The sequence below is a fragment of the Bradyrhizobium sp. Gha genome, from assembly GCF_900113735.1.
In the GTDB taxonomy this organism is placed as follows: domain Bacteria; phylum Pseudomonadota; class Alphaproteobacteria; order Rhizobiales; family Xanthobacteraceae; genus Bradyrhizobium.
On the sequence record NZ_FOQM01000007.1, the window covers coordinates 208,636 to 234,272 of the forward strand.

The 25,637-nt window shown below is 64.2% G+C and carries 21 protein-coding genes and 1 pseudogene; 15 read left to right on the forward strand and 7 right to left on the reverse strand.

Annotated features, from left to right (window positions below; translation table 11 throughout):
* The first annotated feature begins 119 nt into the window (after positions 1-119).
* Positions 120-1,370, forward strand: a complete 1,251-nt coding sequence (locus BM222_RS12865; RefSeq protein WP_092228610.1) for a multidrug effflux MFS transporter — start codon at positions 120-122, stop codon at positions 1,368-1,370.
* A 206-nt stretch (positions 1,371-1,576) separates the two neighbouring features.
* On the opposite strand, the gene BM222_RS12870 is transcribed toward BM222_RS12865, so the two are convergent.
* Positions 1,577-3,163, reverse strand: coding sequence for a glycosyltransferase family 39 protein (locus tag BM222_RS12870; RefSeq protein WP_177243183.1), 1,587 nt, complete (start codon positions 3,161-3,163; stop codon positions 1,577-1,579).
* A gap of 271 nt (positions 3,164-3,434) precedes the next feature.
* Entirely contained in the window at positions 3,435-5,045 is a 1,611-nt protein-coding gene (locus BM222_RS12875; protein WP_092228612.1) for an ABC transporter substrate-binding protein, read from the reverse strand.
* Between the two features lie 267 nt (positions 5,046-5,312).
* On the opposite strand from BM222_RS12875, the gene BM222_RS12880 reads away from it, so the two are divergent.
* The 8 genes from BM222_RS12880 to BM222_RS12915 all read left to right on the forward strand — a co-directional run bounded on the left by BM222_RS12880 (position 5,313) and on the right by BM222_RS12915 (position 15,492).
* A complete protein-coding gene (locus BM222_RS12880) occupies positions 5,313-6,443 on the forward strand; it encodes a M20/M25/M40 family metallo-hydrolase (RefSeq protein ID WP_092228613.1) in 1,131 nt (376 codons plus the stop codon).
* Positions 6,444-6,572: 129 nt separating this feature from the next.
* Entirely contained in the window at positions 6,573-7,514 is a 942-nt protein-coding gene (locus BM222_RS12885; RefSeq protein WP_177243180.1) for an ABC transporter permease, read from the forward strand.
* Between the two features lie 19 nt (positions 7,515-7,533).
* Complete coding sequence (locus BM222_RS12890) at positions 7,534-8,421, forward strand: ABC transporter permease (protein ID WP_092228614.1); 888 nt, start codon at positions 7,534-7,536, stop codon at positions 8,419-8,421.
* A gap of 106 nt (positions 8,422-8,527) precedes the next feature.
* On the forward strand, positions 8,528-10,180 hold the full coding sequence (locus tag BM222_RS12895) for an ABC transporter ATP-binding protein (RefSeq protein ID WP_092228615.1): 1,653 nt from the start codon (positions 8,528-8,530) through the stop codon (positions 10,178-10,180).
* A gap of 208 nt (positions 10,181-10,388) precedes the next feature.
* Positions 10,389-11,894, forward strand: a complete 1,506-nt coding sequence (locus BM222_RS12900; RefSeq protein WP_092228616.1) for a M81 family metallopeptidase — start codon at positions 10,389-10,391, stop codon at positions 11,892-11,894.
* 13 nt (positions 11,895-11,907) lie between these two features.
* Positions 11,908-13,071: a M20 aminoacylase family protein gene (locus BM222_RS12905; protein WP_092228617.1), complete on the forward strand. Its 1,164-nt coding sequence runs from the start codon at positions 11,908-11,910 to the stop codon at positions 13,069-13,071.
* Positions 13,072-13,073: 2 nt separating this feature from the next.
* The gene (locus BM222_RS12910) at positions 13,074-14,507 is read left to right on the forward strand and encodes an amidase (protein WP_092228618.1); all 1,434 of its coding nucleotides are present in this window, start codon (positions 13,074-13,076) and stop codon (positions 14,505-14,507) included.
* 127 nt (positions 14,508-14,634) lie between these two features.
* A complete protein-coding gene (locus tag BM222_RS12915; RefSeq protein WP_349509853.1) occupies positions 14,635-15,492 on the forward strand; it encodes an enoyl-CoA hydratase-related protein in 858 nt (285 codons plus the stop codon).
* Here the strand turns inward: BM222_RS12915 and BM222_RS12920 are convergent.
* Positions 15,422-16,327, reverse strand: a pseudogene (locus BM222_RS12920) (NADPH:quinone oxidoreductase family protein); the annotation flags it as partial. The gene BM222_RS12915 and the pseudogene BM222_RS12920 overlap by 71 nt on opposite strands.
* Positions 16,327-16,935, reverse strand: a complete 609-nt coding sequence (locus BM222_RS12925) for a 2-hydroxychromene-2-carboxylate isomerase (RefSeq protein ID WP_092228620.1) — start codon at positions 16,933-16,935, stop codon at positions 16,327-16,329. The pseudogene BM222_RS12920 and the gene BM222_RS12925, both read right to left, overlap by 1 nt.
* A gap of 343 nt (positions 16,936-17,278) precedes the next feature.
* Between BM222_RS12925 and BM222_RS12930 the strand changes: the two genes are divergently transcribed.
* Positions 17,279-18,301, forward strand: coding sequence for a methionine synthase (locus tag BM222_RS12930; protein ID WP_092228621.1), 1,023 nt, complete (start codon positions 17,279-17,281; stop codon positions 18,299-18,301).
* A gap of 18 nt (positions 18,302-18,319) precedes the next feature.
* On the opposite strand, the gene BM222_RS12935 is transcribed toward BM222_RS12930, so the two are convergent.
* From BM222_RS12935 to BM222_RS12945, 3 genes are read right to left on the reverse strand one after another with little or no spacing between them, the layout of a single operon-like run.
* A complete protein-coding gene (locus BM222_RS12935; protein ID WP_092228622.1) occupies positions 18,320-18,982 on the reverse strand; it encodes a hypothetical protein in 663 nt (220 codons plus the stop codon).
* A 24-nt stretch (positions 18,983-19,006) separates the two neighbouring features.
* Positions 19,007-19,534 carry a xanthine phosphoribosyltransferase gene (gpt, locus tag BM222_RS12940; protein ID WP_092228623.1) on the reverse strand — a complete coding sequence of 176 codons (528 nt, stop codon included), beginning with the start codon at positions 19,532-19,534 and terminating at the stop codon, positions 19,007-19,009.
* Between the two features lie 36 nt (positions 19,535-19,570).
* Positions 19,571-20,308, reverse strand: coding sequence for a competence/damage-inducible protein A (locus BM222_RS12945; RefSeq protein WP_092228624.1), 738 nt, complete (start codon positions 20,306-20,308; stop codon positions 19,571-19,573).
* A 222-nt stretch (positions 20,309-20,530) separates the two neighbouring features.
* Between BM222_RS12945 and BM222_RS12950 the strand changes: the two genes are divergently transcribed.
* The 5 genes from BM222_RS12950 (at position 20,531) to BM222_RS12970 (ending at position 25,513) form a co-directional block, all read left to right on the forward strand.
* Positions 20,531-21,949: a circularly permuted type 2 ATP-grasp protein gene (locus BM222_RS12950; RefSeq protein WP_092228625.1), complete on the forward strand. Its 1,419-nt coding sequence runs from the start codon at positions 20,531-20,533 to the stop codon at positions 21,947-21,949.
* Between the two features lie 4 nt (positions 21,950-21,953).
* Complete coding sequence (locus BM222_RS12955) at positions 21,954-22,898, forward strand: alpha-E domain-containing protein (protein WP_092228626.1); 945 nt, start codon at positions 21,954-21,956, stop codon at positions 22,896-22,898.
* A gap of 135 nt (positions 22,899-23,033) precedes the next feature.
* Positions 23,034-23,882 (forward strand): transglutaminase family protein, encoded by an 849-nt coding sequence (locus BM222_RS12960; RefSeq protein ID WP_092228655.1) that lies wholly within the window; start codon positions 23,034-23,036, stop codon positions 23,880-23,882.
* Positions 23,883-23,970: 88 nt separating this feature from the next.
* Positions 23,971-24,729, forward strand: a complete 759-nt coding sequence (locus tag BM222_RS12965) for a proteasome-type protease (protein WP_092228627.1) — start codon at positions 23,971-23,973, stop codon at positions 24,727-24,729.
* A 25-nt stretch (positions 24,730-24,754) separates the two neighbouring features.
* A complete protein-coding gene (locus BM222_RS12970; RefSeq protein WP_092228628.1) occupies positions 24,755-25,513 on the forward strand; it encodes an SDR family oxidoreductase in 759 nt (252 codons plus the stop codon).
* Positions 25,514-25,637: the final 124 nt, after the last annotated feature.

The following is a 25,637-nucleotide window of genomic DNA, read 5'->3' on the forward strand; positions in this document are numbered from 1 at the left end:
GGCTATGTCTTCACCATTTGTTGTCCGTCCGGAGCCCCGCCGGACAGCCATCCCAAAACATGGGTTGTGCGATGCAGCACGGGCTTTAGATATGCCCTCTGAAATCAGAGGTGAGCTGCTTGTCCGACGTCAATGCCGACGATTGGGTGTCCGCCGGACACCGCCCCATGGGTTTTCCCGAATTCGTCATCGTGATCGCGTCCATCATGGCGCTGAATCCGCTTGCGATGGACATGATGCTGCCGGCGCTGCCCAATATCGGGGCGGCCTTCGACATTCCCAATGCCAACCATCTCCAGCTCGTGCTGTCGACCTTCCTGATCGGCTTCGGCGCGGGGCAGTTCGTCATGGGCCCGCTGTCGGACCGGTTCGGGCGACGGCCGGTGCTGCTCGGCGGCATGGCAGTCTACGTGGTCGCAAGCGTGCTGGCGGTCGCGGCGCCCTCGTTCGAGACCCTGCTGCTCGCCCGTGCGCTGCAGGGCCTGGGCACCTCGGCAACGCGCGTGATCGCGACCTCGATCGTGCGCGACTGCTATGCCGGACGTCGCATGGCAAGCGTGATGTCGCTTGCGATGATGGTGTTCATTGCCGTGCCTGTGATCGCGCCCTCGTTCGGACAGGCGGTGCTGCTGGTCACGCCATGGCGCGGCATCTTCCTCGTGCTGATGCTCTACGGCTTGCTCGCACTGGCATGGAGCGTGCTGCGGCTGCCTGAAACCCTTCCCCCACGGGAACGCCGGTCGCTCGCGCCCGCCGACGTGCTCTCGGCCTTCCGGCAGACCGTCACCCACCGCCAGACCATCGGCTATGCAACCGCGGCCGGCTGCGTCATCGGCGCGCTGTTCGCCTACGTCTTCTCGGCGCAGCAGGTGTTCACCGGCATCTATCATCTCGGTCACTATTTCCCGCTCGCCTTTGCCGCGATCGCGGCTGGCACCGCGCTTGCCGGCTTCATCAATGCAAAGCTGGTCGGGCGGCTCGGCATGCGCGTGATCTCGCATGGCGCGCTGACGCTCTACACTCTGGTCGCGGCCGCAATGCTGCTGACTGAAATCCTCGGCATCTTGCCGTTGTCCCTGTTCATGGTGCTGTCGGCCCTGATGATGTTCTCGTTCGGCATGATGGTCGCCAATTTCACTGCGCTCGCGATGGAGCCGCAGGGTCACATCGCCGGCACCGCCTCCTCGCTCTACGGTTCGATCACCACGCTGATCGGCATCGTGGTCGGAACGGCGATCGGCCAGAGCTTCGACGGCACGCTGCTGCCGTTCTCGGTCGGCTTCTTCCTATCGACGCTTGCCGCGGTCGCGATCGTGCTGGTGGTGGAGAAGGGGCGGCTGTTCAAGCCGCAGCACCGCCCCATCGTGTGAGGAACTTCGTGCGCCGATCGATGTTGTCCTGCAGCAATTCGAGAGGCGGCTTCACATGGAATTGGAACAGCGCGACGAACGTCACGAGTCGAACCCGCAGCGCACCGAACCTGTGGCGAGGCGCGCCGAACAAGCGGCGGTCAACCCGCCTTTTGCGAGCGAAGGTCTCGAGCGGGTCCGCGACAGCCATTGCTGAGAGACAGGCTCTAATTAAGGCTGCGCTTGCTGGCACTGAGGTCCTGCGCGGCACTCTCGGGTGATGCGTCGGGCGGCACCATCAGCACAATGACATTACGCTTCACCCCGGACCGGCCCCAAAGTGAGGCCTGTACGGTAAATTCGCGCCTGACAGAATTGCCGGCGCGTGAGGACACGGAGTCCATCCAGCGGCTGCAATCGTCCTGGCCCTCGAAACAGAGTGCGGCCCAACCGCGACCGAGCGTGGCCTTGCGCGGCAGTCCCCAATCATATTGATGCGCGAACGGCCGTGCATAATGCGGATGATCCGGACTGTAGAAGGCCGTGGCGAAAGCAAGTGAATCGTCGCCGCTGACCGCACTGAGGGGCTCGCCCGTCAGTTCGTGCCATTGCCGGGTGAGCTCGCTTGCGGCTTGCGCGTAAAAATTCCGCCCCTCCTCGTAACCGTGGATATTGCGATAGACGGCGTGGATGGGTGCTGCGACCAGGACCGCGACGAGCGCGACGCCTGCCGCAATGACCGTGACGTTGACCGTGTAGAAGCGCTCCACCTGAAAGCGGGCGCCGCAAACGATCAGCACGACGAACAGGAACAATCCCTGCAAGGCCCACAGCGAGGGCAGATCCGTGCCCATCGCAAGCGATGTCAGGATCGGCAGGATGATGGTTCCGATGGCGACATAGAACAGAAGCCAAAGGCCCGGGCTCATCGCGGCGAAGTCAGCCGGAAGCTGTCTGAGCCGCGAGCCCGCGATGAACACCCAGATGACGGCGGCGACGCTGATGGCCGCAATGAGGCCCAGCAGAAAGTTCTTCACGTCGCCGAGCGAGCTCACGGTATCGCCATTGGCATGGGCCAGCGCGTAGCTGAAGGTCGACGCGCCGGTGGTCGCGAGCCAATAGATGTGCGGCGACAGCACCGCAAGCCCAGTTGCGGCCGAAATCCAGGGTGAGGCCGAGCTGAAATAGGCGCGACGCGCCGGATGCGCGAGCGCGGCGAATCCAAAGCTCGCCACCAGGAAGACCGAATAGTATTTTCCGACCATGGCGAGCGCCGCGGTGCATCCGGCCGCAATCGCCCATCCCGCATGGCGAGTCTCGAAGGCGCGCAGGAAGCACCACGTGGCAAGCGGCCAGACCGCGAGCAGCACGGTGTTGGCATTGAATCGCTGGGCGTGGAACTGATAGACCGGCGTCAGCATCAGAAGCAGCAGCACCAGGATGCGCTTGTGCCCGGTGACGAATTGCCGCGCCACGCAATCGACGAAGAACAGCGCGAGCCCCGCATTGACCATCGCCATGAGCTGCAGCGAGAAATCGCTGAGCGGGAACAGGAAGGTCCAGCTTGCTGCGGCCCAGCCCATCAAAGGCGGATGCTTGTGATAGCCGAAGGCGAAATTGCGTCCCAGCGTCCAGGCCTCGAGCGTATCAGGGTGCAGGCCGCCGCCGGCATAGGCGACGGCGAGATACAGAGTCCAAACCGCAACGAAGCTCGCAATCAGAAGCGGCACGGCCCAGCCCGCCTCCACGCCGTCGAGCCAGCGCAGCAGCGGACGGCGCCAGCGGGCCGGCGCGCGGTCCGACCGCTCGGCCATCGCCTGGAATGCGAAATCGACTGGCAACTGCTTCAAATCGACGGGAGGAAAGTCATGTCCGGGGCATACCATCTATTTCAGATCAGAAACAATTAGCAATGATTGGAAACTGGAAGCGTTAAAGGCCGCGCCTCGTTTGACGAGACAGCGGCAAAAGAAAACGGCGCCGCTGATCACAGCGGCGCCGCGGATATCAGAGAGGAAAGGTGCAGACGCACCGTTCCGTCGTCCGACTTTCCTTAGTTCCGACTTTCCTTAGTTCCGACTTGCCTTACTCCGATTTCTCGATGTTCCAGAAGATCGGGGTCGCCGGGCCGTCGAGCACGCCGGTGAGCGACTTCCGCCACGCGCTCGGCGCCAGGTACTGCCCGAGCGGGATGTAGATCACCTGGTCGTAGGCTTCCTTCTGGATGTCGGTCGCGATCTTCTTCTGATCGTCGAGCGAGGCCGCGCGGACGAAGTCGTTCTTGAGTTTCTCGATCTTGGCGTCTTCCGCCCAGCCGAACCAGCCGCCCTTCTTGCCCTGGCCGCCGATCGAGAGATTCGCGATCGGGTTGGACACGTCGGCGCTGACCCAGTTAGTGAAGAACATGTTCCAGCCGCCCTCCTTCGGCGGCTTCTGGCTGGCTCTGCGGCTCACCACCGTCTGCCAGTCGGTCGCCTGCGCGTCGACCTTGAAGCCGGCCTCGCGGAGCAGCTGCACCGCGACCGTCGGCTGCGCCTTCAGCGTCACGACGTCGCCGGGCACCATGACGACAACGGGCGTGCCGTCATAGCCGGACTCGGCGAGCAGCTTCTTGGCTTCCGCCATGCCGTTGCCCTTGACCAGCGATTCGGAGCCGACCTCGGTCGCGAACGGCGTGTCGCAGATGAAGAAGGCGCCGCAGATCTTGTAGTACTTGGGATTGCCGACGAGCGCGTCGAGCACGTCCTTCTGGTTCATGGCCAGAAGGGCGGCGCGGCGGATCTTCTGGTTATCGAACGGCGGATAGAGGAAGTTCATGCGGCCGAGCGTCTGGTAACCGAACTTGTTCAGCGTCTCGACCTTGAGGTCGGGATTGCCCTCGAGCACCGGCAAGAGATCCCACGGCGGCACTTCCATGAAGTCGATGTCGCCGGATTGCAGCGCGTTCACCGCAGTCTGCGAGTCCGGCATGGTGATCCACTCGACCCGGTCTACCTTCACGAGCTTGCCGCCGGCAGTCCAGCTCGCCGGCTCCTTGCGCGGCACGTAGTCGGTGTTCTTTTCATAGACCGCCTTCACGCCGGGCTGGAATTCACCCTGCACGAACTTGAACGGGCCCGAGCCGATCTGTTCGGGGATCTGCTTGTCCGGCGGCGTCTCGGCGAGGCGCTTCGGCATCATGAAAGCCACGCGCGAAGAGGGTTTTCCAATGGACTCCAGCACGAGACCGTAGGGCTCCTTCAGCTTCAGCGTGATGGTCTTGGCGTCGGTCGCCTCGATGCTCGCAGTGAACTGCATCATCTGCTGGCCCATGCCGTCGACCGCGGCCCAGCGCTTCAGCGAGGCGACGCAATCCTCGGCCGTCACCGGCGTGCCGTCATGCCACTTCAGGCCGTCGCGCAGCGTGAACGTATAGGTGAGCTTGTCGTCGGAGATCTTCCAGTCCGCCATCTGCGGCTGGATCTTGAAGTTCGAATCCGTCGCGATCAGCGTGTCATACACCATGTAGCCATGATCACGCGTGATGTAGGCGGTGGTGAAGATCGGATCGATGATGCGCAAATCCGAATGCATCACCGCGGTGATGGTTTGGCCTGCCGCGAACACCGGCGATGCCATCGCCGTTGCGAGCGCGACCACCGACAGTGCAAGGGTGGAGGCGAACGCGCGACGCCCCCGGCGCATCAAGCTCAACATAGAAAGTTTCTCCTGACGTGAAACTGTTCAAAGGCAGGTTAATGATTGAGCATCAGGTTCGTTCTTTGGGCGAACCAACCTCATGCAATGCCTTTATCTTTCCGAGACTTGCAGACAGTCTTGAGCGCGTCAATCCGGTTTCAGTGCAAGCCCCGGCGTCGCACGCACGGGCTCCACAAGGATCGGTTTGGCTCTACAACTCTCCCCGCTTGTCCTGCCGACGCTGATGCAATGCGCATTCCATCTTCAAGCCTGAGAGACATTCAGATGAATCCAGCCGATCTTCCCTTCGATTCCGAGGCCATGCTCCAAGGCCTGCGCAAGTGGGTGGAATGCGAGAGCCCGACATGGGACGCCGGTGCCGTTAACCGCATGCTCGATATCGCGGCGCGGGACATGGCGATCATGGGTGCGACCATCGAGCGCATCGCCGGCCGTCAGGGCTTTGGCGGCGTCATCCGCGCGCGTTTCCCGCATCCCAGACAAGGCGAGCCGGGCATCCTGATCGCCGGCCACATGGATACCGTGCACCCGGTCGGCACGATCGAGAAGCTGAAATGGCGGCGCGAAGGCAACAAGTGTTACGGCCCCGGCATCTACGACATGAAAGGCGGCAACTATCTCGCGCTCGAAGCGATCCGGCAACTTGCGCGGGCGTCTTTCACCACGCCCCTGCCGATCACCATCCTGTTCACGCCGGACGAGGAAGTCGGCACGCCCTCGACACGCGACATCATCGAGGCGGAAGCGGCGCGCAACAAATATGTGCTGGTGCCCGAGCCTGGCCGCGCCGACAACGGCGTCACCACCGGACGTTACGCCATCGCGCGATTCAATTTGGAGGCGACGGGACGGCCGAGTCACGCGGGCGCAACGCTGTCGGCCGGACGCTCGGCCATCCGCGAAATGGCGCGGCAAATCCTCGCGATCGACGCGATGACCACGGAGGACTGCACCTTCTCCGTCGGAATCGTGCATGGCGGCCAATGGGTCAACTGCGTTGCCACGACAGCCACCGGCGAAGCGCTGTCGATGGCGAAGCGCCAGGCCGATCTCGACCGTGGCGTGGAGCGCATGCTGGCACTATCGGGCACCGCGAATGACATCACGTTCAGCGTGACGCGCGGGGTGACGCGGCCGGTGTGGGAACCGGATGCCGGCACGATGGCGCTGTATGAAAAGGCGCGCGGCGTCGCCAAATCTCTCGGCGCGGAATTACCGCATGCGAGCTCCGGTGGCGGCTCAGACGGCAATTTCACCGGCGCGATGGGCATCCCGACGCTCGACGGCCTCGGCGTGCGCGGAGGCAATGCCCACACGCTGGAAGAGTATATCGAGGTCGAGAGTCTCGTTGAGCGTGGCCGGCTGATGGCGGGGCTGCTCGCGACGCTGGAGTGACGGCAAGCCGGGCATGACGAGCATACGGAGTTCCGGCTGGATGGCACGGGAATTGCTGAAATGTTAGGTTGGTGGCAGAACGGACAACGCCCGCTGCCGACGATTTGACTCTCATCTGACGGATCCAGCTTGCTCGGATATCTCATTCGCCGAATCTTCGCCGCGGTGCCCGTGATGGGCGTCGTCGCGCTGTTTGTGTTCCTGCTGCTGCGGCTGACGCCGGGCGATCCCGCCGCGATCCTCGCCGGCGACAACGCGACGCCGGAACGGCTCGAGCGCATCCGCACCTCGCTCGGCCTCAACGAGCCCCTGATCGTGCAGTTCATCACCTGGGTGAACAAGCTGCTGCATGGCGATCTCGGAACGTCGCTGATCTCCAACCTGCCGGTCATGAAGATGATTGGCCAGCGCGTCGAGCCGTCGATCTCGATCGCGCTCTCGACCATCATCCTCGCGGTCATCGTGGCCGTGCCCTTGGGCGTCATCGCGGCCTGGAAGCACGGCACCTGGATCGACCGCTTCGTGATGGGACTTTCCGTGCTCGGCTTCTCGGTGCCGGTGTTCGTGGTCGGCTATGTCCTGATCGAGGTGTTTGCGATCGATCTGCGCTGGGTGCCGGTGCAGGGCTTCAAGAGCCTCTCGGCCGGCTTCGGCCCGTTCTTCGAGCGCATCATCCTGCCGACCTGTGCGCTCTCCTTCATCTACATCGCGCTGATCGCGCGCATGACCCGCGCGGCGATGCTCGACGTGCTCGGCGAAGACTACGTGCGGACGGCGCGCGCCAAAGGCATCAACGAGGTCGCGGTGATGATGCGGCACGCGCTGCGCAATGCCGCCGTGCCCGTGATCACCGTGATCGGCACCGGCTTTGCGCTGCTGATCTCCGGCGTCGTCGTCACCGAAAGCGTGTTCAACATCCCCGGCATCGGCCGTCTCACCGTGGATGCGGTGCTGGCGCGGGACTATCCGGTGATCCAGGCGATGATCCTCTTGACCTCGCTGATTTACGTCGTCGTCAATCTGCTGATCGACGTCGCCTACACGCTGCTCGATCCCCGGATCAGGTACTGAGGCTAGGGACAACAACAAAATGACCGTCGACAGCCTCCCCCAGTCCTCCATCCCGATCACGTCGCCGCTGCGGCCCCGCTTCGGCTTTCTCACCTCGACGCCGATCATCGCGGCGGCCACGATCCTGCTCGCGCTGATCGTGCTGATCTCGATCCTGGCGCCGCTGATCGCGCCGTACGATCCGATTCAGCTCGCGCCGTCGCAGCGGCTCAAGCCGGCCTCGGCGCAGTTCCTGCTCGGCACCGACGCCTATGGCCGAGACCTGTTGTCGCGGGTCATCTATGGCGGCCGCATCTCGCTGCTGATCGGCATCGGCTCGGCGGTTCTGTCGGTCGTCATTGGGCTCGCGATCGGCCTCGTCTCGGGCTTCTTCAAGCTGATCGATTCCGTGATGATGCGCGTCATGGACGGCCTGATGGCGATGCCGAGCATTCTGCTCGCGATCGCCGTGGTGTCGCTGTCGGGCGCCAGCATCTGGACCGTGCTGGTCGCGATCACCATTCCTGAAATCCCGCGCGTGGCGCGCCTGGTGCGCTCGGTGGTGCTGTCCGCGCGCGAAGAGCCTTACGTCGAAGCCGCAATCTCTGTCGGCTCCAGCCTGCCGAAAATCATGTGGCGGCACCTGATGCCAAACACGATCGCGCCGATGATCGTCCAGGGCACCTATGTCTGCGCGTCGGCGATCCTCACCGAGGCGATCCTGTCCTTCCTCGGCGCCGGCATCTCGCCGGAGACGCCCACCTGGGGCAACATCATGGCCGAGGGCCGCCAGTATTTTCAACTCAAGCCGACGCTGATCTTCTGGCCGGGCCTTTTGCTCTCAATCGCCATCCTCAGCATCAACCTGATCGGCGACGCCGCTCGCGATGCCCTCGATCCCCGCATGAAGCAGCGGGAGGGCAAATGAAACCCTTTACTCCGTCATTCCGGGGCGGTGCGGAGCACCGAACCCGGAATCTCGAGGTTCCGGGTTCGCGCTTCCGCGCGCCCCGGAACGACGTTGGAGATCTCGCATGACCAAAGACGTCGTTCTCGACATTCACAACCTCGTCGTCGCCGTCGGCAAGAAGCCGGGCGCGCCAAAGATCATCGACGGCATCTCGATCCAGGCGCGCGAAGGCGAGACGCTGTGCCTCGTCGGCGAAAGCGGTTCGGGCAAATCGGTGACTTCGCTGACTACGATGGGCTTGCTGCCGAAGGGCACACTGGTTCCATCAGGCGGCAGCGTCAAGCTCGTCGGCGAGGAAATCCTCACCGCGACCGATCGCCGCCTACGCCAGCTGCGCGCAACCAGGATGGCGATGATCTTCCAGGAGCCGATGACTGCGCTCAATCCGGTGGTGCCGGTCGGCCGCCAGATCGACGAGGTCCTGCGCGCCCACACCAAGCTCGACGGCAAGGCACGGAAGAAGCGCATCCTCGACATGATGGAGCAGGTGCACCTGCCCCAGGTCGAGCGCATCTTCGCCTCCTACCCGCACCGCCTCTCCGGCGGCCAGCGCCAGCGCATCATGATCGCGATGGCCCTGGTGCTGGAGCCGAAGCTCTTGATCGCGGATGAGCCAACCACCGCGCTCGACGTCACCACGCAGAAGCAGATCCTGTCCCTGATCCGCGAGCTCCAGCGCGATCATGGCACGGCCGTGCTGTTCATCACCCACGACATGGGCGTGGTGGCGGAAATCGCCGACCGCGTCGCGGTGATGCGACAGGGCCGGCTGGTCGAAACCGGTCCGCTCGAGACCGTGTTGCGCAATCCCACGATGGAATACACCCGCAACCTGCTCGCCTCGGTGCCGAGCCTGGTGCCGCGGCCACCGCGCCAGGAGAGCAAGGAGCCTGTGGTGCTCGAGGCCAACGACCTCAGCAAGATCTACAAGGAGCGCGCGTTCTTCGGCCAGGGACGCGAGGTCATTGCCGCCGACAGGGTGACGCTGACGCTGCGCAAGGGTCGCACGCTCGGCATCGTCGGCGAGAGCGGCTCGGGCAAGTCCACCGTCGCGCGCTGCATCGTCCGTCTGATCGATCCGACCTCCGGCGGCGTCCGCCTCGCCGGTCGCGAGATCGCCGACATCTCGCGTCGTCTGCTGCAGCCGCACCGGCAGAAGATCCAGATCGTGTTCCAGGATCCCTACCGTTCGCTCAACCCGCGCATCACCGTCGGCGACAGCATCGCGGAAGGCCCGATCAATTACGGCACCTCGCCCGCTGCTGCGATGAAGCGGGCGCGCGAGTTGCTCGAGCTCGTCGGCCTGCCGGCCGATGCCGTGTCGCGCTATCCGCACCAGTTCTCCGGCGGCCAGCGCCAGCGCATCGCCATTGCGCGCGCGCTCGCTCTCGACCCGGACGTGCTGGTCGCGGACGAAGCGGTCTCCGCGCTCGATGTCTCCGTGCAAGCGCAGGTGCTGGATCTGCTCGACGAGATCCAGAAGCGGCTCGGCATCGCCATCCTGTTCATCACCCACGATCTGCGCGTCGCCGCACAAATCTGCGACGAGGTGGTGGTGATGCAGCACGGCCGCGTCGTCGAACAGGGACCGGCCGCCGAGGTGCTGACGCATCCGCAGCAGGCCTACACCAAAGCGCTGCTGGATGCGGCACCGGGGCGCAACTGGGACTTTGCGAATTTCCGGCCGGTGTCGGAGGGTATGGGAGCGAGCGCGTAAATCCCTCCCCTCGTCATTGCGAGCAGCGAAGCAATCCAGAATCCCTCCGCCGAAAGACTCTGGACTGCTTCGCTGCGCTCGCAACGAGGTGTACGCGGCAAGCATTCCGAAAACGGCTTGAGGCCATGCGCGGCGCGACTGTCTGGCTTGCTTGCTCTTGCCGCAAAGGCGGGTAACGTCGCGCCACCATTTGACCGGACCAGCATTGATGACACGTATCGCCGTCGGCGGCTTCCTGCACGAGACCAACACCTTCGCTCCGACGAAGGCGACCTTCGCGGACTTCCAGCATGGCGGCGGCTGGCCGGCGATGACCGTAGGACCCGACGTGCTGAAGGTGATGCGGCGCATCAATGTCGGCCTCGCCGGTTTCGTCGACAGCGCCGAAGCAAACGGCTGGGAACTCATTCCGACCATTGCCTGCGGTGCAAGTCCGTCCGCGCACGTCACCAAAGACGCCTTCGAGCGCATCGTGAAGGTGATGGTGGACGGCATCAAAGCAGCCGGCCCGATCGACGCTGTTTATCTCGATCTGCACGGCGCCATGGTGACCGAGCATCTCGACGACGGCGAAGGCGAGATTTTGGCGCGGGTACGCCGCGTCATCGGCAAGAACATTCCGCTGGTCGCGAGCCTCGACCTGCACGCCAACGTCACCCCGGCGATGATGGAGCATGCCGATGCGCTGATCGCCTACCGCACCTATCCGCATGTCGACATGGCCGAGACCGGCCGCGCCTCGGCAAGGCACCTCGCGCTGCTCCCGAAGACGACGGAACGCTTCGCAAAATCGTTCCGGCAGTTGCCATTCCTGATCGCGATCAGCTGGCAATGCACCAATGACTTCCCTGCCAAGGGCATCTACGAAAAATTGGCAGCGCTGGAGAGCGATACGGTTCCGACGTTGTCCTTCGCGCCGGGCTTTCCCGCCGCCGATTTCCGCGACTGCGGACCGAGCGTGTTCGCCTATGGCAAGACGCAGGACGACGCCGACCGCGCCGCTGATGCGCTCGTCAAGCTGATCGAAAGCCACGAGGACGATTTCGACGGCAAGATCTGGACTCCCGACGACGGCGTGCGCCACGCCATGGAACTTGCGAAGAGCGCGAGCAAGCCGATCATCATCGCCGACACCCAGGACAATCCCGGTGCAGGCGGCGATTCCGACACCACGGGCATGCTGCGCGCGCTGGTGCGCAACGGGGCGAGCGCGGCGACCGGCGCGATCTACGATCCCGTCTCGGCCAAGGCCGCGCATGCGGCGGGTGTCGGCGCTACAATCACACTCTCACTCGGCGGCAAATCAGGCATTCCCGGTGACGAGCCCTACACCGAGAGCTTCGTCGTCGAACAACTCTCCGATGGCCGTTTCATTGCCCCCGGGCCCTATTTTGGCGGCCGCGAGATGGAGATGGGCCCGTCAGCGTGCCTGCGCATCGGCGACGTCCGCGTGGTCGTGAGTTCTCACAAGGCCCAGCTCGCCGACCAGGCGATGTATCGCTATGTCGGGATCGAGCCGACGAAAGAAAAAATTCTGGTCAACAAGAGCTCGGTGCACTTCCGCGCCGATTTCGAGCCGATCGCGGAGAAGCTGATGATCTGCGCCGCGCCGGGTGCGATGCCGGCCGATACCGCGTCACTGCCCTGGACGCGCCTGCGTCCCGGCATCCGCATCAAGCCGAACGGCCCCGTTTTCACGCCCCCTTCACGCTAACCGGACAGGACACATGCCCACCATCGACCGCATCGACGGCTACGCCGACGAACTCACCGCCATCAGGCGCGACCTGCACGCCCATCCCGAGATCGGCTTCGAGGAGGTCCGCACGTCAGGCATCGTCGCCGAGAAGCTGACGAGCTGGGGCATCGAGGTGCATCGCGGTCTCGGCGGCACCGGCGTGATAGGCGTTATCAAGGGAAAGGGTTCCGGTAGCAAGCGCATCGGCCTGCGCGCCGACATGGACGCGCTGCCGATGGAGGAGAACACCAATCTGAAATGGAGTTCGAAGATCCCCGGCCGCTTCCACGGCTGCGGCCATGACGGCCACACCACCATGCTGCTCGGCACTGCACGTTACCTCGCCGAGACCCGGAACTTCGACGGCACCGTGCACCTGATCTTCCAACCGGCCGAGGAAGGCCTCGGCGGCGCCCGCGCCATGATCAAGGACGGCCTGTTCGAGAAGTTTCCGTGCGACGAGCTTTACGGCTTGCATAACGCGCCTGACTTGAATCACGGCGAGATCGCCATCCTGCCGGGCCCGGCCATGGCCAGCGCCGACTTCTTCGACCTCCGCATCACCGGTTATGGCGCACATGGCGCGATGCCCGAGCGCTCCAAGGACGCTGTGATCATCGCAACCACGCTGGCGCAGGCGATCCAGACCATCGTCAGCCGCAACGTCGAGCCGCTGCAGGCAGCCGTGGTGTCGATCACCCAGATCCATGCGGGCTCCGCCTACAACGTCATCCCCGGCGACGCGCATCTGTGCGGCACCATCCGCACCTTCTCGAAGGACGTCCGCACCCTCGTCAGCGAACGCATCCGCACCATCTGCGCCGGCATCGCCAGCGCCTACAATTGCGTGATCGACGTCGACATCCGCGACACCTTCAACGTGCTGGTCAATCAGGTCGAGCAGTCCAAGGTCGTCGAGGAGGTCGCGCGCACCGTCGTCGATCCCGCCAAGGTGATTACCCGCACCCAGCCGAAGATGGGCAGCGAGGATTTCGCCGACATGCTGGAGACCATTCCCGGCGCCTATTTCTGGGTCGGACATGACGGCTCGGTGCCCGTGCACAATCCCGGCTTCGTGCTCGACGACAAGATCCTGCCGATCGGCGCCAGCATGTTCGCCCGGATCATCGAAACGCGCATGCCGGTGGGTTAGCAATGCAGAAACCGAGCGTCGAAGATGCAGTCACCTCGCTGCACGATCTCTCCGCGGTCGATCTGATCGCGGGCTATCGGGCAAAACAGTTCTCGCCGAGCGAGGTGCTGGAGGATTTGCTCGCGCATGTCGCGGCGTGGGAGCCGCATCTGAAGGCGCTCTACGCGTTCGATCCTGACGGCGCGCGCGAGGTCGCCAAGGCCTCGACCGCGCGCTGGTCCGGCGGCGAGCCTTGCGGCCCGCTCGACGGCGTGCCGGTCACGGTAAAGGACAATATCGCGACCAAGGGCGTGCCGGTGCCGCTGGGCGCTGCGAGCGTCAAGCTCGTGCCCGCCGAGAAGGACGCACCGCCCGCGGCCCGGCTGCGTGAGGCAGGGGCGATCATCTTCGCCAAGACCACCATGCCCGATTACGGCATGCTGTCCTCGGGTCTCTCCTCGTTCCATGCGCTCGCGCGCAATCCGTGGGATCTGTCCAAGAACCCCGGCGGCTCCAGCGCCGGTGCAGGCGCAGCTGGGGCGGCCGGCTATGGTCCCCTGCATCTCGGCACGGACATTGGCGGCTCAGTGCGCCTGCCCGCGGCTTGGTGCGGCCTCGTCGGCCTGAAGCCGAGCTTCGGCCGCGTGCCGATCGACCCCACCTATGTCGGCCGCGTCGCCGGCCCCATGACCCGTACGGTCGATGATTGCGCGCTGATGATGAGCGTGATCGCGAAGCCTGACCGGCGCGATGGCATGAGCCTTCCCGCAGAACCGCTCAACTGGAAGGGGTTGGAAAAATCTCCACGCAAATTGCGGATCGGCCTGATGCTCGACGCCGGCGTCGGCCTGCCGGCGGAAAGGCCGGTCCGCGAGGTCGCGGTGAAAGCCGCGAAGGCGTTCGAATCCGCAGGCAGCGTCGTCACCGAAGTCGACGGCATCCTCACGCGCGAGATGCTCGACGGCCTCGACAATTTCTGGCGCGCGCGGATGTGGGACGATCTGACGAAGCTGACGCCGGCCGAACAGGCCAAGGTGCTGCCTTATATTTACAGGTGGGGCGCATCGGGCGCGAAGCTGTCGGGCGTCGAGGTGATCCGCGGCTTCAACCAGACCATGGCGATCCGCGCGGCTGCGTCAAAGCTGTTCTGCGAGCTCGATTACGTGATCTCGCCGACCGCCCCGAATGTGAATTATGCGGCGGAATGGGCGTCGCCCACCAACGATCCGATGAGGCCGTTCGAGCACATCTGCTATACCGTCCCGTGGAATATGTCGGAGAACCCCGCCATCTCCCTCAATGGCGGCTTCGATGCCACGGGTTTTCCGATCGGCGTCCAGATCGTCGGCCGCCGTTTCGATGATATCGGCGTGCTCGGCATGGCCAAGGCGTTCGAGGGCCTGCGCGGCGCGCAGCGGCCTTGGCCGAAGCCGCCGGCGCATCAGGCGACCATCTAGCGCCTCCGCACAATTCGTCATGCGCGGGCTCGACCCGCGCATCCAGCGTCTTCAGAAAAAGAGGATTGCCGGGTCAAGCCCGGCAATGACAGAATTGATTCAAGAATGACAGGGAAGGAAACCACCCATGGCGTATCAGACGATCAAATACGAGGTCGCCGAGCAGATCCTCACCATCACGCTGAACCGGCCCGACAAGCTCAACGCCTTCAATGCGCAGATGCAGGCCGAATTGATCGACGCGTTCGACGCCGCCGACAAGGACGACAATGTCCGCGCCATCATCGTCACAGGCGCAGGGCGCGGGTTTTGCGCAGGTGCGGATCTTTCCTCGGGCGCCGACACGTTCGATCGCGACGCGCGGCGCGGGCCCATCAAGCGTTTCGCCGACGGCAAGGTCGACTACAGCGATCCGCAGGTGCGCGACGGCGGGGGCCAGGTCACCTTGCGGATCTTCAAATGCCTCAAGCCCGTCATCGCCGCGGTGAACGGCCCCGCCGTCGGCATCGGCGTCACCATGCAGCTTGCGATGGACATCCGCATCGCGTCGGATGCCGCGCGCTTCGGCTTCGTGTTCTCCCAGCGCGGCATCGTGCCGGAGGCGGCCTCGAGCTGGTTCCTGCCGCGCATCGTCGGCATCTCGCAGGCACTGGAATGGTGCTATTCGGGCCGCGTCTTCCCGGCGCAGGAGGCCCTCGCCGGCCGGCTCGTCAGCAAGGTCGTCGCGCCCGATGATCTCTTGCCGACCGCGCGCGCCCTCGCCAAGGAGTTTGCGACCAAGACCGCGCCGGTGTCGGTAGATGCACTTCGCGCATCTGCAGGGCTAACCCACCCTACAGTTCTTAGTCCATCACCAACGCCACGCGCCCGATCGCCTTGCGGTCGAGCAACAGCCGCATCGCCTTGGCGCAATCTTGCAGCGGCAGCCGGTGCGAGATGTTCGGCCGCAGCTTGCCTTCCTCCGCCCATTGCAGCAGCGCCTTGAGGCGCACTTCGCCAAGCGCGGGATTTCTCCGCACGGCTTCGCCGGCGCGCACGCCGAGCACGCTGGCGCCTTTGATCAACAGCAGGTTGGTCTTGGCGGAGCCGATGCCGCCGGTGAAACCGATCACCAGCAGCCTTGCGCCCCAGGCGATGCAGCGCATCGAGTTCTCGAAGACCTCGCCGCCGACGGGATCGAACACCACGTCGGCGCCGCGGCCCTCGGTGATGCGCTTGACGGCATCGCGAAACGGCTCGCGGTCGTAACGCACGAGATGATCGGCGCCGCGTGATTTCGCGATCGCCAGCTTCTCGTCACTGGACGCGGTCGCGATCACGGTCGCACCGAGCATCTTGCCGATCTCCACCGCAGCAAGGCCAACCCCGCCGCCGGCGCCATGCACCAGCAGCACCTCGCCCGGCTCCACCCGGCCGCGATCGATCAGCGCATGATAGGCGGTGCCGTGGCCGGCGAGATAGGTCGCCCCCTCGGCGTAATCGAACGTTGATGGCAACGGCGTCAGCTGCGCCGGCGTGACGACCGCCTCGTCCGTGAAGGCGCCGTGGCGCATCTTGACGATGACCTTGTCGCCGACGGAAACGCCCCTCGCCTCCGCGCCGACCTCGGTCACGTCGCCGGCAGCTTCCATGCCGGGCGTGAACGGCAACTCCGGCTTGAGCTGATAGTCGCCCGCGGCCATCAGCACGTCAGGAAAATTAAGGCCGGCGGCACGAATTGCGACACGAACTTCGCCCGCATTCAGGGCACGCGACGGAAACTCTTCCAACCGCAACGTTTCGGGTACGCCGAGCGCGCGGCAGACGACAGCACGTGCCATCAGGCCGCGCTCGCCTTGCTGCGCAGCAGCGCCTCGCGGATCAGCGGCAGACGGTCATTGCCGAAATACATGTCGGTCTTGTTGACAAAAATCGTCGGCGAGCCGAACCCGCCGCGCGCGACTACCTCCTCCGTGTTGGCCTTGAGCTGATCCTTGATGGCCTGCTGCGAGATTCCGGCAAAGAATTTCTGCTCGTCGATGCCGGCCTTCTTGCAGATCTCCGCGAGCACCGCATCCTGCGAGATGTCCTCGTCGCCGCCCCAATAGGCCTCGAACACCGATGTCGCGAACGGCACCATGTCCTTGCCGAGCCAGATGCAGCCGCGCATCGCCTTGACGCTGTTCACCGGAAACACCGTCGGCGGCATCTTGATGGCGAGTCCGGCGGAGCGCGCCCAATCGGCGAGGTCCTTCTTCATGTAGCGCGCCTTCAGCGGCACCGGCGTCTCGCGCTGCGCGTAGACGCTCGGGTTGACCGTGTTGAAGATGCCGCCGACGAGGATCGGCCGCCAGACGATCTCGGAGCCGAGCTCCTTGGCGAGCGGCTGGATGTTGTGGAAGGCGAGATAGGTCCAGGGACTGGAGCAGTCGAAGAAAAATTCGATCATGGCGTTTCCCTTGTTTGTCGGCCCGCCCTCTCACCCGTCATTGCGAGGAGCGAAGCGACGAAGCAATGAAGAGTCTTTCCGCAGAAGCAGTCTGGATTGCTTCGCTCGCAATGACGGGGAGAGAGCGGAGGCCTGCGTCCTTCCCAACACGTCCTTCGCACGCTGGCCGAACACGATCTTGCGTGATTCCTCGTCCAACAGCACTTTCACGAGTTTTCCGATCGCGCCCCCGCCTGCCTTCCCTGTCATCGCCGCTGGAATAGAGGCCGACTTTCGTTGTTCTGTACCTCGACGTTAAGACATGGCAGACAGAGGCGCAATCACAACCCGCCGGGAGGGACCCATGCTGTTTCCAACGACCATCGCCGGCTCCTTGCCGAAGCCGGAATGGCTCGCCGAGCCCAACATGCTCTGGGCACCCTGGAAGTCGGAAGGCGACGAGCTGCTGCGTGCCAAGCGCGATGCGACGCTGATCTGGCTGAAGATCCAGGAAGACGCCGGCGTCGACATCGTCACCGAAGGCGAGCAGGCCCGGCAGCATTTCGTCCACGGTTTTCTCGAGAAGATCGAGGGCATCGACTTCGCGCACAAGGTCGAGATGGGCATCCGCAAGGACCGCTACAAGGCGATGGTGCCGCAGGTGATCGCTCCGCTCCGGCTGAAGGGCCGCATCCATGCTGACGAGGCCCGCGTGGCGCGCACGCACACCAAGAAGAAGCTGAAATTCACCCTGCCCGGTCCGATGACCATCATCGACACGATTGCGGACCGCCATTATGGCGACCGCGTCAAGATGGCCTTTGCCTTCGCCGAGCTGTTGAACGAGGAAGCCAGGGCGCTGCAGGCCGACGGCGTCGATCTCGTGCAGTTCGACGAGCCCGCCTTCAACGTCTACATGGACGAGGTCAACGACTGGGGCATCAAGGCGCTGGAGCGCGCGGCGCAGGGGCTCACTTGCGCCACCGCCGTGCACATCTGCTACGGCTACGGCATCAAGGCCAACACCGACTGGAAGCAAACGCTCGGCGCCCAATGGCGGCAATACGAGCAGATCTTCCCGGCAATCGACGCCAGTCCGATCCAGCAGGTCGCGATCGAGTGCCGCAATTCGAAGGTGCCCCTCGATCTGCTCGCGCTGCTCAAGAATAAAATCGTACAGGCCGGCGTGATCGATGTCGCCAGCGATACGGTCGAGACGGCAGAGGACGTCGTGCAGGTGATCGACGCCGTCTCGAAATTCGTACCCAAGAGCAACATCATCGCCACCACCAATTGCGGCATGGCGCCGATGCGGCGCGAGATCGCCGAAGCCAAGCTGATGGCGCTGGGCGCCGGCGCCGCGCTGGCGCGCGAGAAGCTGGGGTAGCGGCCAATCCGACCATCGCTACGATAGCGCGCTCGGATGCAGCACGGCTTGATAGCCCGCATTCAGAGTGCGCAGTGTCGACGGCGGCGTCAGCAACATCGGGTGATCGAGGACGCCCGTATGCGGCACGTAGCCCGCAAATGACCAGAGCCACGCCGCGCCTTGCATCACGAGAAAGCTCTGCTCGCCCTGCTGCACCATCGTGCCGTCGGGCAATTCCGCGAGCGGCACCGGAAGCGCGTGCAGCCGTTTCTTGCCACGATCCAGCCGCTCACGATGCAGGACAGCGTCCATCGCCTTCGCGCTGATGCCGCTCTCGTCGTTTCCCTTCTCCCACGCCGCGCGAAAGCGCTTGGCATCGTCGCGTCGGCAGAAGAAGCAGGGCCGATGGCCGGCCGCAAAGGCGGTGGCCTCATCGAGAAAGAACAGTTCGGTCCAGCTCTGCCGCGCCATTACCGGACGTCGCCATCCCCGGAATTGGCACAGGCAGGTGATCCAGGCCGGCGACGACCAGCGCTTGTTCAGCAGGGTCCTGGTCGCCGGATCATGGATGATGCCGCGATTGCCGGTGAACATGCCACGGTGTGGCGTAGCGATGATCTCGCCGGTCGGCGTGACGCGGTTTTGCAGGGGGCGAGTAGCGAATGGCGAATTGCGAGTGGAGGGACTGCTATTGGCCATTCACTATTCGCCATTCGCGTTTGATCACGCCGCGCCCTCGCGCAGCGGCGGGTGGTAGGACAGCGCGGTATCCCAGGGGAAGAAGATCCAGGTGTCCTGCGAGACCTCCGTGATGAAGGTGTCGACCAGCGGGCGCCCCTTCGGCTTGGCGTAGACGGTGGCGAAATGCGCGTCAGGCAGCATCTCGCGCACCAGCTTGCCGGTCTTGCCGGTGTCGACGAGGTCGTCGACGATCAACAGTCCCTTGCCGGTCCCGCCGCCGAGCTTCATTGCCTGTTCTGAAATGCCCTTGAGGACCTGAAGCTCGCCCTGCTTGTCATGATCGTAGCTGGCGATGCAGACGGTATCGATCACGCGCACCCCGAGTTCGCGCGCCACGATCGCGGCCGGTACCAGGCCGCCGCGGGTGATCGCGATCACCGCATGGAACGGACCGACCTCGTTGAGCCGCCAGGTCAGCGCCCGGCAATCCCGGTGGAACTGATCCCACGACACGGGAAAGGGCCGGCCTGCCCGTTCCTCTGCGCTCAATTGCGGTGTTTCACCAGCCATTATCGTCTCCTGCTTCGTGCGTCGGCAGCTAGGTTGCTAGCGCGTGATGTTCAATCCCGCCAGCATGTCCTTCACCGCCGCCATCGCTGCTGCGAGCTTGTCCGCGTCGCGCGAGCGCACCACCAGATTGGTGTTTGGCTTCTGCTCCTCGTCCATGAAAGGATAGCTGCCGATGATGGTGTCGGGATGGGCGGCGGCGATCGCGCGCAAGGGGCTGCCGATGTCGCCCTCCCGCGCATTGGCGCGGACCGATTCCGAGAGCATGCGCACGCCCGATTTCAGCTTCGGCGAGACGATGTCCATCATCGCCTGCATGATCGAGGGCACACCCGCCATGACGATGACATTGCCGATCTTGAAGCCAGGCGCGAGGATGGTCGCGCTCTGGATCAGCTCGGCGCCATCGGGGATGCGGGCCATGCGCAGGCGGGCCTCGTTGAGGTCCTGCTCGCTCCAGCGCTCCTTGAAACGTGCGACCACTTCGGGATGATGGTCGATGCCGACGCCGAACGCCTTGGCCACGCTGTCGGCGGTGATGTCGTCATGGGTCGGCCCGATGCCGCCGGTGGTGAACACGTAGGTGTAGCGATGCCGCAGTGCATCCAACGCGGCGATGATGTCGGACTCGTCGTCGGAGACGACCCGGACTTCCTTCAGGTCGATGCCGATATTGGTCAAATATTCGGCGATGAAGCCGATATTCTTGTCCTTGGTCCGGCCGGACAGGATTTCATCCCCGATGACCAGAATGCCCGCCGTGACGATCTCGCTCATACCTTAAGTCCCTCACCTCTGGTCCCGACTTTGCCGAGGTAACGCGTTGAAGTCACGCGGTTTTGCTGCCGAAATAAGCAGTCCTCAGCCATTTTTTCAGGCAGGCCGCCAGCCATCCCCGACAAATGCTGCTGGTCCATGCTTATCGCGCTGGCCCGCCCCTTGCTACCACATGAAAGTCATGCACTCTTGCCGCATGGCCAAGGAGAACAGTCGGCATCTATGGCAGTCGCGTTTGATGAAATGAATATTCCCGGCGGGGACCTTCGCCCCGCCTATCAGGAGCTGGCACGCTGGCTCGAGGAGACGCCTCCCGAGGCGCTCGAATATCGCCGCCAGGAGGCCGAGCTCCTGTTCCGCCGCATCGGCATTACCTTCGCGGTCTACGGGGATTCGGAATCCACCGAGCGCCTGATCCCGTTCGACGTGATCCCGCGGATCATGTCCGGCAAGGAATGGACGGTGCTGGAAAAGGGACTGAAGCAGCGCGTCAAGGCGCTGAACATGTTCCTGCGCGACATCTATCACGGCCGTGACATCCTCCGCGCCGAGATCGTACCCGACGATCTGATCTTCCAGAACCCGGTCTTTCGTCCCGAGATGAACGGCCAGCAGGTACCGCACGACGTCTACGTGCACATCGCCGGCATCGATGTCATCAGGGTCGATGCCAACGACTTCATCGTGCTGGAGGACAATGCGCGCACGCCATCCGGCGTGTCCTACATGCTGGAAAACCGCGAGATCATGATGCGGTTGTTTCCCGATCTGTTCGCCCGGCACCGGGTGGCGCCGGTCGAGCGCTATCCCGACGAGTTGCTCGCCGCGCTCCGCTCGGTCGCGCCGCAGAGCGCCTCGGGCGAGCCGACGGTCGCCCTGTTGACACCGGGTGTCTACAACTCCGCCTACTACGAACATTCCTTCCTTGCCGACAAGCTCGGCATCGAACTGGTCGAGGGCCGCGACCTCATCGTCAAGAACAACGAAGTCTTCATGCGAACGACCGAGGGCGTGAAGCGGGTCGACGTGATCTACCGCCGCGTCGACGATGATTTCCTCGATCCCCTCACCTTCCGTCCCGATTCGGCGCTCGGCGTGCCCGGGCTGATGTCGGCCTATGCCGCCGGCAACATCACCCTCGCCAACGCGGTGGGCACCGGCATCGCCGACGACAAGGCGATCTACTCCTACATGCCCGACATCCTGAGATTCTATCTCGGCGAGGAGCCTATCCTGAAGAACGTGCAGACCTGGCGCTGCCGCGAGCCGAAAGATCTCGCCTATGTGCTCGATCATCTCGGCGAGCTCGTGGTCAAGGAGGTGCACGGCTCCGGCGGTTACGGCATGCTGATCGGCCCCGCCGCGACCAAGGCCACGATCGAGGCGTTCCGCGAAAAGCTCAAGCGGGAGCCGGAAGGCTTCATCGCGCAGCCGACGCTGGCGCTTTCGACCTGCCCGACCTGCACGGCCTCGGGCCTTGCGCCGCGCCATGTCGACCTGCGGCCGTTCGTGCTCACCGGCAGCAAGAGCACGACGATCGTGCCGGGCGGGCTGACGCGCGTGGCGCTGAAGGAAGGCTCCCTCGTGGTGAATTCGAGCCAGGGCGGCGGCACCAAAGACACCTGGATTTTGGACGAGTAGTCAGATGCTGTCGCGTACCGCCGAAAATCTCTATTGGCTCGCCCGCTACGTCGAACGGGCCGAATATCTCGCACGCACCATCGATGCGACCCTGCGCGTCACCGCGCTTCCCGCGGCGTATATCGGCAAGACCAACGAATGGGACTCGGCGCTGCTCACCGCCGGGGTCGCGGAAAGCTTCTATCAGAGCCATGAGGAAGCCAACGAGCACAATGTCGTCGACTACCTCTCGTTTTCCGCCGACAATCCGTCCTCGATCAGGAACTGCATCGAGGCCGCGCGGCTGAACTCGCGCTCGGTTCGCACGGCGCTGACGAGCGAGATGTGGGACACGATCAATTCGGCCTGGATCGAACTTCAGGCGGTCTGGAGCAAGGGCACCTCCACCCGCGAGGACCTCGCCAAGTTCCTGCGCTTCGTGCAGGAAACATCGCTGCGGTTCGATGGCTCGGCCTACCGGACCATGCTGCGCAACGACGCCTACTGGTTCTCCCGCCTCGGCCTGCATCTGGAGCGCGCCGACAACACGGCACGCATTCTCGACGTGAAGTATCACGTGCTGCTGCCCGAAGAGGAGCATGTCGGCGGTCCGCTGGACTTCTATCAGTGGAGCTCGATCCTGCGCTCGGTGTCGGCGCTGACGGCCTATCATTGGGTCTACCGCGAGACGCTGAAACCCTGGCTGGTGGCGGATCTGCTCATTCTCAACGGGACGCTGCCGCGCTCGCTGGCGAGCTGCTACGAAAATCTCGTGCGCAACCTCGACCAGATCGGCGTCGCCTATGGCCGTCAGGGTCCGGCCCAGCGTCACGCCCGCGGCATCCGCAACCGGCTGGAACACAGCAACATGAACGACATTTTCCAGCATGGCGTGCATGAATTCATTCAGGAATTCATCGCCGACAATTCCAGGCTGGGCGAAATCATTACGAAGCAGTATTTGATCTAGTCGAACAGGGACTCTCACTCATCGTCATTCCGGGGCGCGCGCAGCGCGAACCCGGAATCTCGAGATTCTAAGGTGCGCAACTGCGCACCGGAGTTCGGTCCTGCGGACCGCCCCGGAATGACGGAATTGAACACCATGCGCCTGCGAATCCAGCACACCACCACCTATCGCTACGAGCCGGCCGCAACCAGCGTGATCCAGATCCTGCGCATGACGCCGTGCAGCCATGACGGGCAGTATGTGGCGGAATGGCAGATCGACGTCTCCACAGACACCAAGCTCGACATGCACGAAGACGCGTTCGGCAATGTCACCCATGTGCTGTCCTGCGGGCCGCTGAGCGACATCAAGATCACCGCCGAAGGACTGATCGAGACCCATGATACCGGCGGCGTGCTGCGCGGCGCGGACGAGCGGTTTCCCGCCGACATGTTCCTGCGCACCACCGACCTCACGACCGCCAATCCAGCGATGATCGCAGTTGCGCGCCAGCTGCGCAGCGAGGCCGAGAGCGACACGCTCGGCTTCCTGCACACGCTGATGTCGCAAATCAGCGACCACATGACGTTCGACGAGGATCCCACCAACAGCGGCACCTCGGCCGCCGAAGCTTTCACGCTCAAGCGCGGCGTCTGCCAGGACTATGCCCATATCTTCATCGCCTGCGCCCGCATCGGCGGCGTGCCGGCGCGTTTCGTCTCCGGTCATTTCCTGCGCTCCGACGGTACCGTGCATCAGGATGCCGGGCATGCTTGGGCGGAAGCCCACGTCGATGGTCTCGGCTGGGTCGGTTTCGATCCCGCCAACAGCATCTGCACCACCGACGCCCATGTCCGCGTCGCGATCGGGCTCGACTATCTCGGCGCAGCACCGGTACGCGGCACCCGCTATGGCGGCGGCACGGAGACGCTGGCGGTTACGGTCAAGGTCGAGCAGGCCGGTCGCGGCGGCCAGTCGCAATCGCAGTCCCAGCGGCAGAGCTAGTCGTCCGGCGTGCCCCCCAGGGAATCGGGGTTGGAGCGGCCTCGGAAATTGGCTAGTAATTCCGCGCAAACGCGTTCGGGGGCTGGAAATGACCTATTGTTGTGGAATCCTGGTTCGGGACGGGCTCGTGATGATCGCCGATACCCGCACCAATGCCGGCCTCGACAACGTCTCGACCTTCCGCAAGCTGCACATCTTCTCCAAGCCCGGCGACCGCATCATGGCGATCGCCAGCGCCGGCAACCTCGCCATCAGCCAGTCGGTGCTCTCGACGCTGACCGAAGGCCTCGAAGACCCCAACACGGGCGAGGTCGAGACGCTGATGAACGCGCCGACCATGTTCCAGGCCGCCCAGCGCATCGGCCGGGCGATCCGGGCTGTGCATGCGACCGAGGGACCGGCGCTGAGATCCGAGGACGTGTCCTTCGACGTCTCCTTCCTGTTCGGTGGCCAGATCAAGGGCTCCCGCATGCGCCTGTTCATGATCTACACAGCAGGCAATTTCATCGAGTGCACCACCGACACGCCCTATCTGCAGATCGGCGAGCACAAATACGGCAAGCCGGTGCTCGACCGCGCCATGCACTACGACGTCGAACTCTACGAGGCGCTGAAGACCGGCCTGATCTCGATGGACTCGACGATGCGGTCCAACCTCGGTGTCGGCCTCCCGATCGACGTGCTGGTGGTGCGGGCCGATGCCTGCGAGGCCGATCTCAACCACCGCATCGAGGCCGGCGAGCCCTATTTCCATGATCTGCGCTCGCGCTGGTCGGCAGCCTTGCGCGCGGCGCATCAGAACATTCCGCGGCCGCCCTACAAGAACGAAAAAGAACCCAAGACCTGACAACTCGAAGAAAAGGCAGGAAACGATGAGTGAAGCGAAAAAAATCGCAGTGGTGACGGGCGCCGGCACCGGCGTCGGACGCGCCGCATCGCTGGCGCTGATGAACATCGGCTTCACCGTGGTGCTGGCCGGCCGCAGGCTCGACATGCTCGAGGAGACAGCGAAGCTCGGCCCCGCAGGCAAGAGCCTGTGCGTGACTGCCGACATGACCAAGCCCGAGTCCATCGCCGCGCTGTTCGACAAGGTGAAGGCGACCTATGGCCGGCTCGACGTGCTGTTCAACAATGCCGGCATGGGCGCGCCGGCCGTGAATTTCGAGGACCTCAGCCTCGAGCAGTGGCAGGCGGTGGTGAACACCAACCTCACCGGCCCGTTCCTGTGCACCCAGCACGCCTTCCGCATCATGAAGGACCAGACCCCGCGCGGCGGTCGCATCATCAACAACGGCTCGATCTCGGCGCACGCGCCGCGGCCGTTTTCGGCGGCCTACACCTCGACCAAGCACGCCATCACGGGCCTGACCAAGGCCTCCAACCTCGACGGCCGCATGTACGACATCGCGGTCGGCCAGGTCGACATCGGCAATGCCGCGACGCCGATGACCGATCGCATGGTCAACGGCCCCGGCGTGCTGCAGCCCGACGGCACCACCAAGCACGAGCCGCGCATGGACGCGAAGGCGGTCGGCGATGCCGTCGCCTACATGGCCGGCCTGCCGCTCGATGCCAACGTGCTGACGATGACGGTCATGGCCACCAAGATGCCGTTCGTCGGACGCGGCTGAACCCAAAAAACGAAAACAACCCCATGCACAGTAGGCGTCGAACGACGCCTGCTGCGGGGGTGATTTGAGCCAAGTCCGCCCGCTGTCTCGACAATCGTCGTTGCGAGCCAACGGGTCCGCGCGA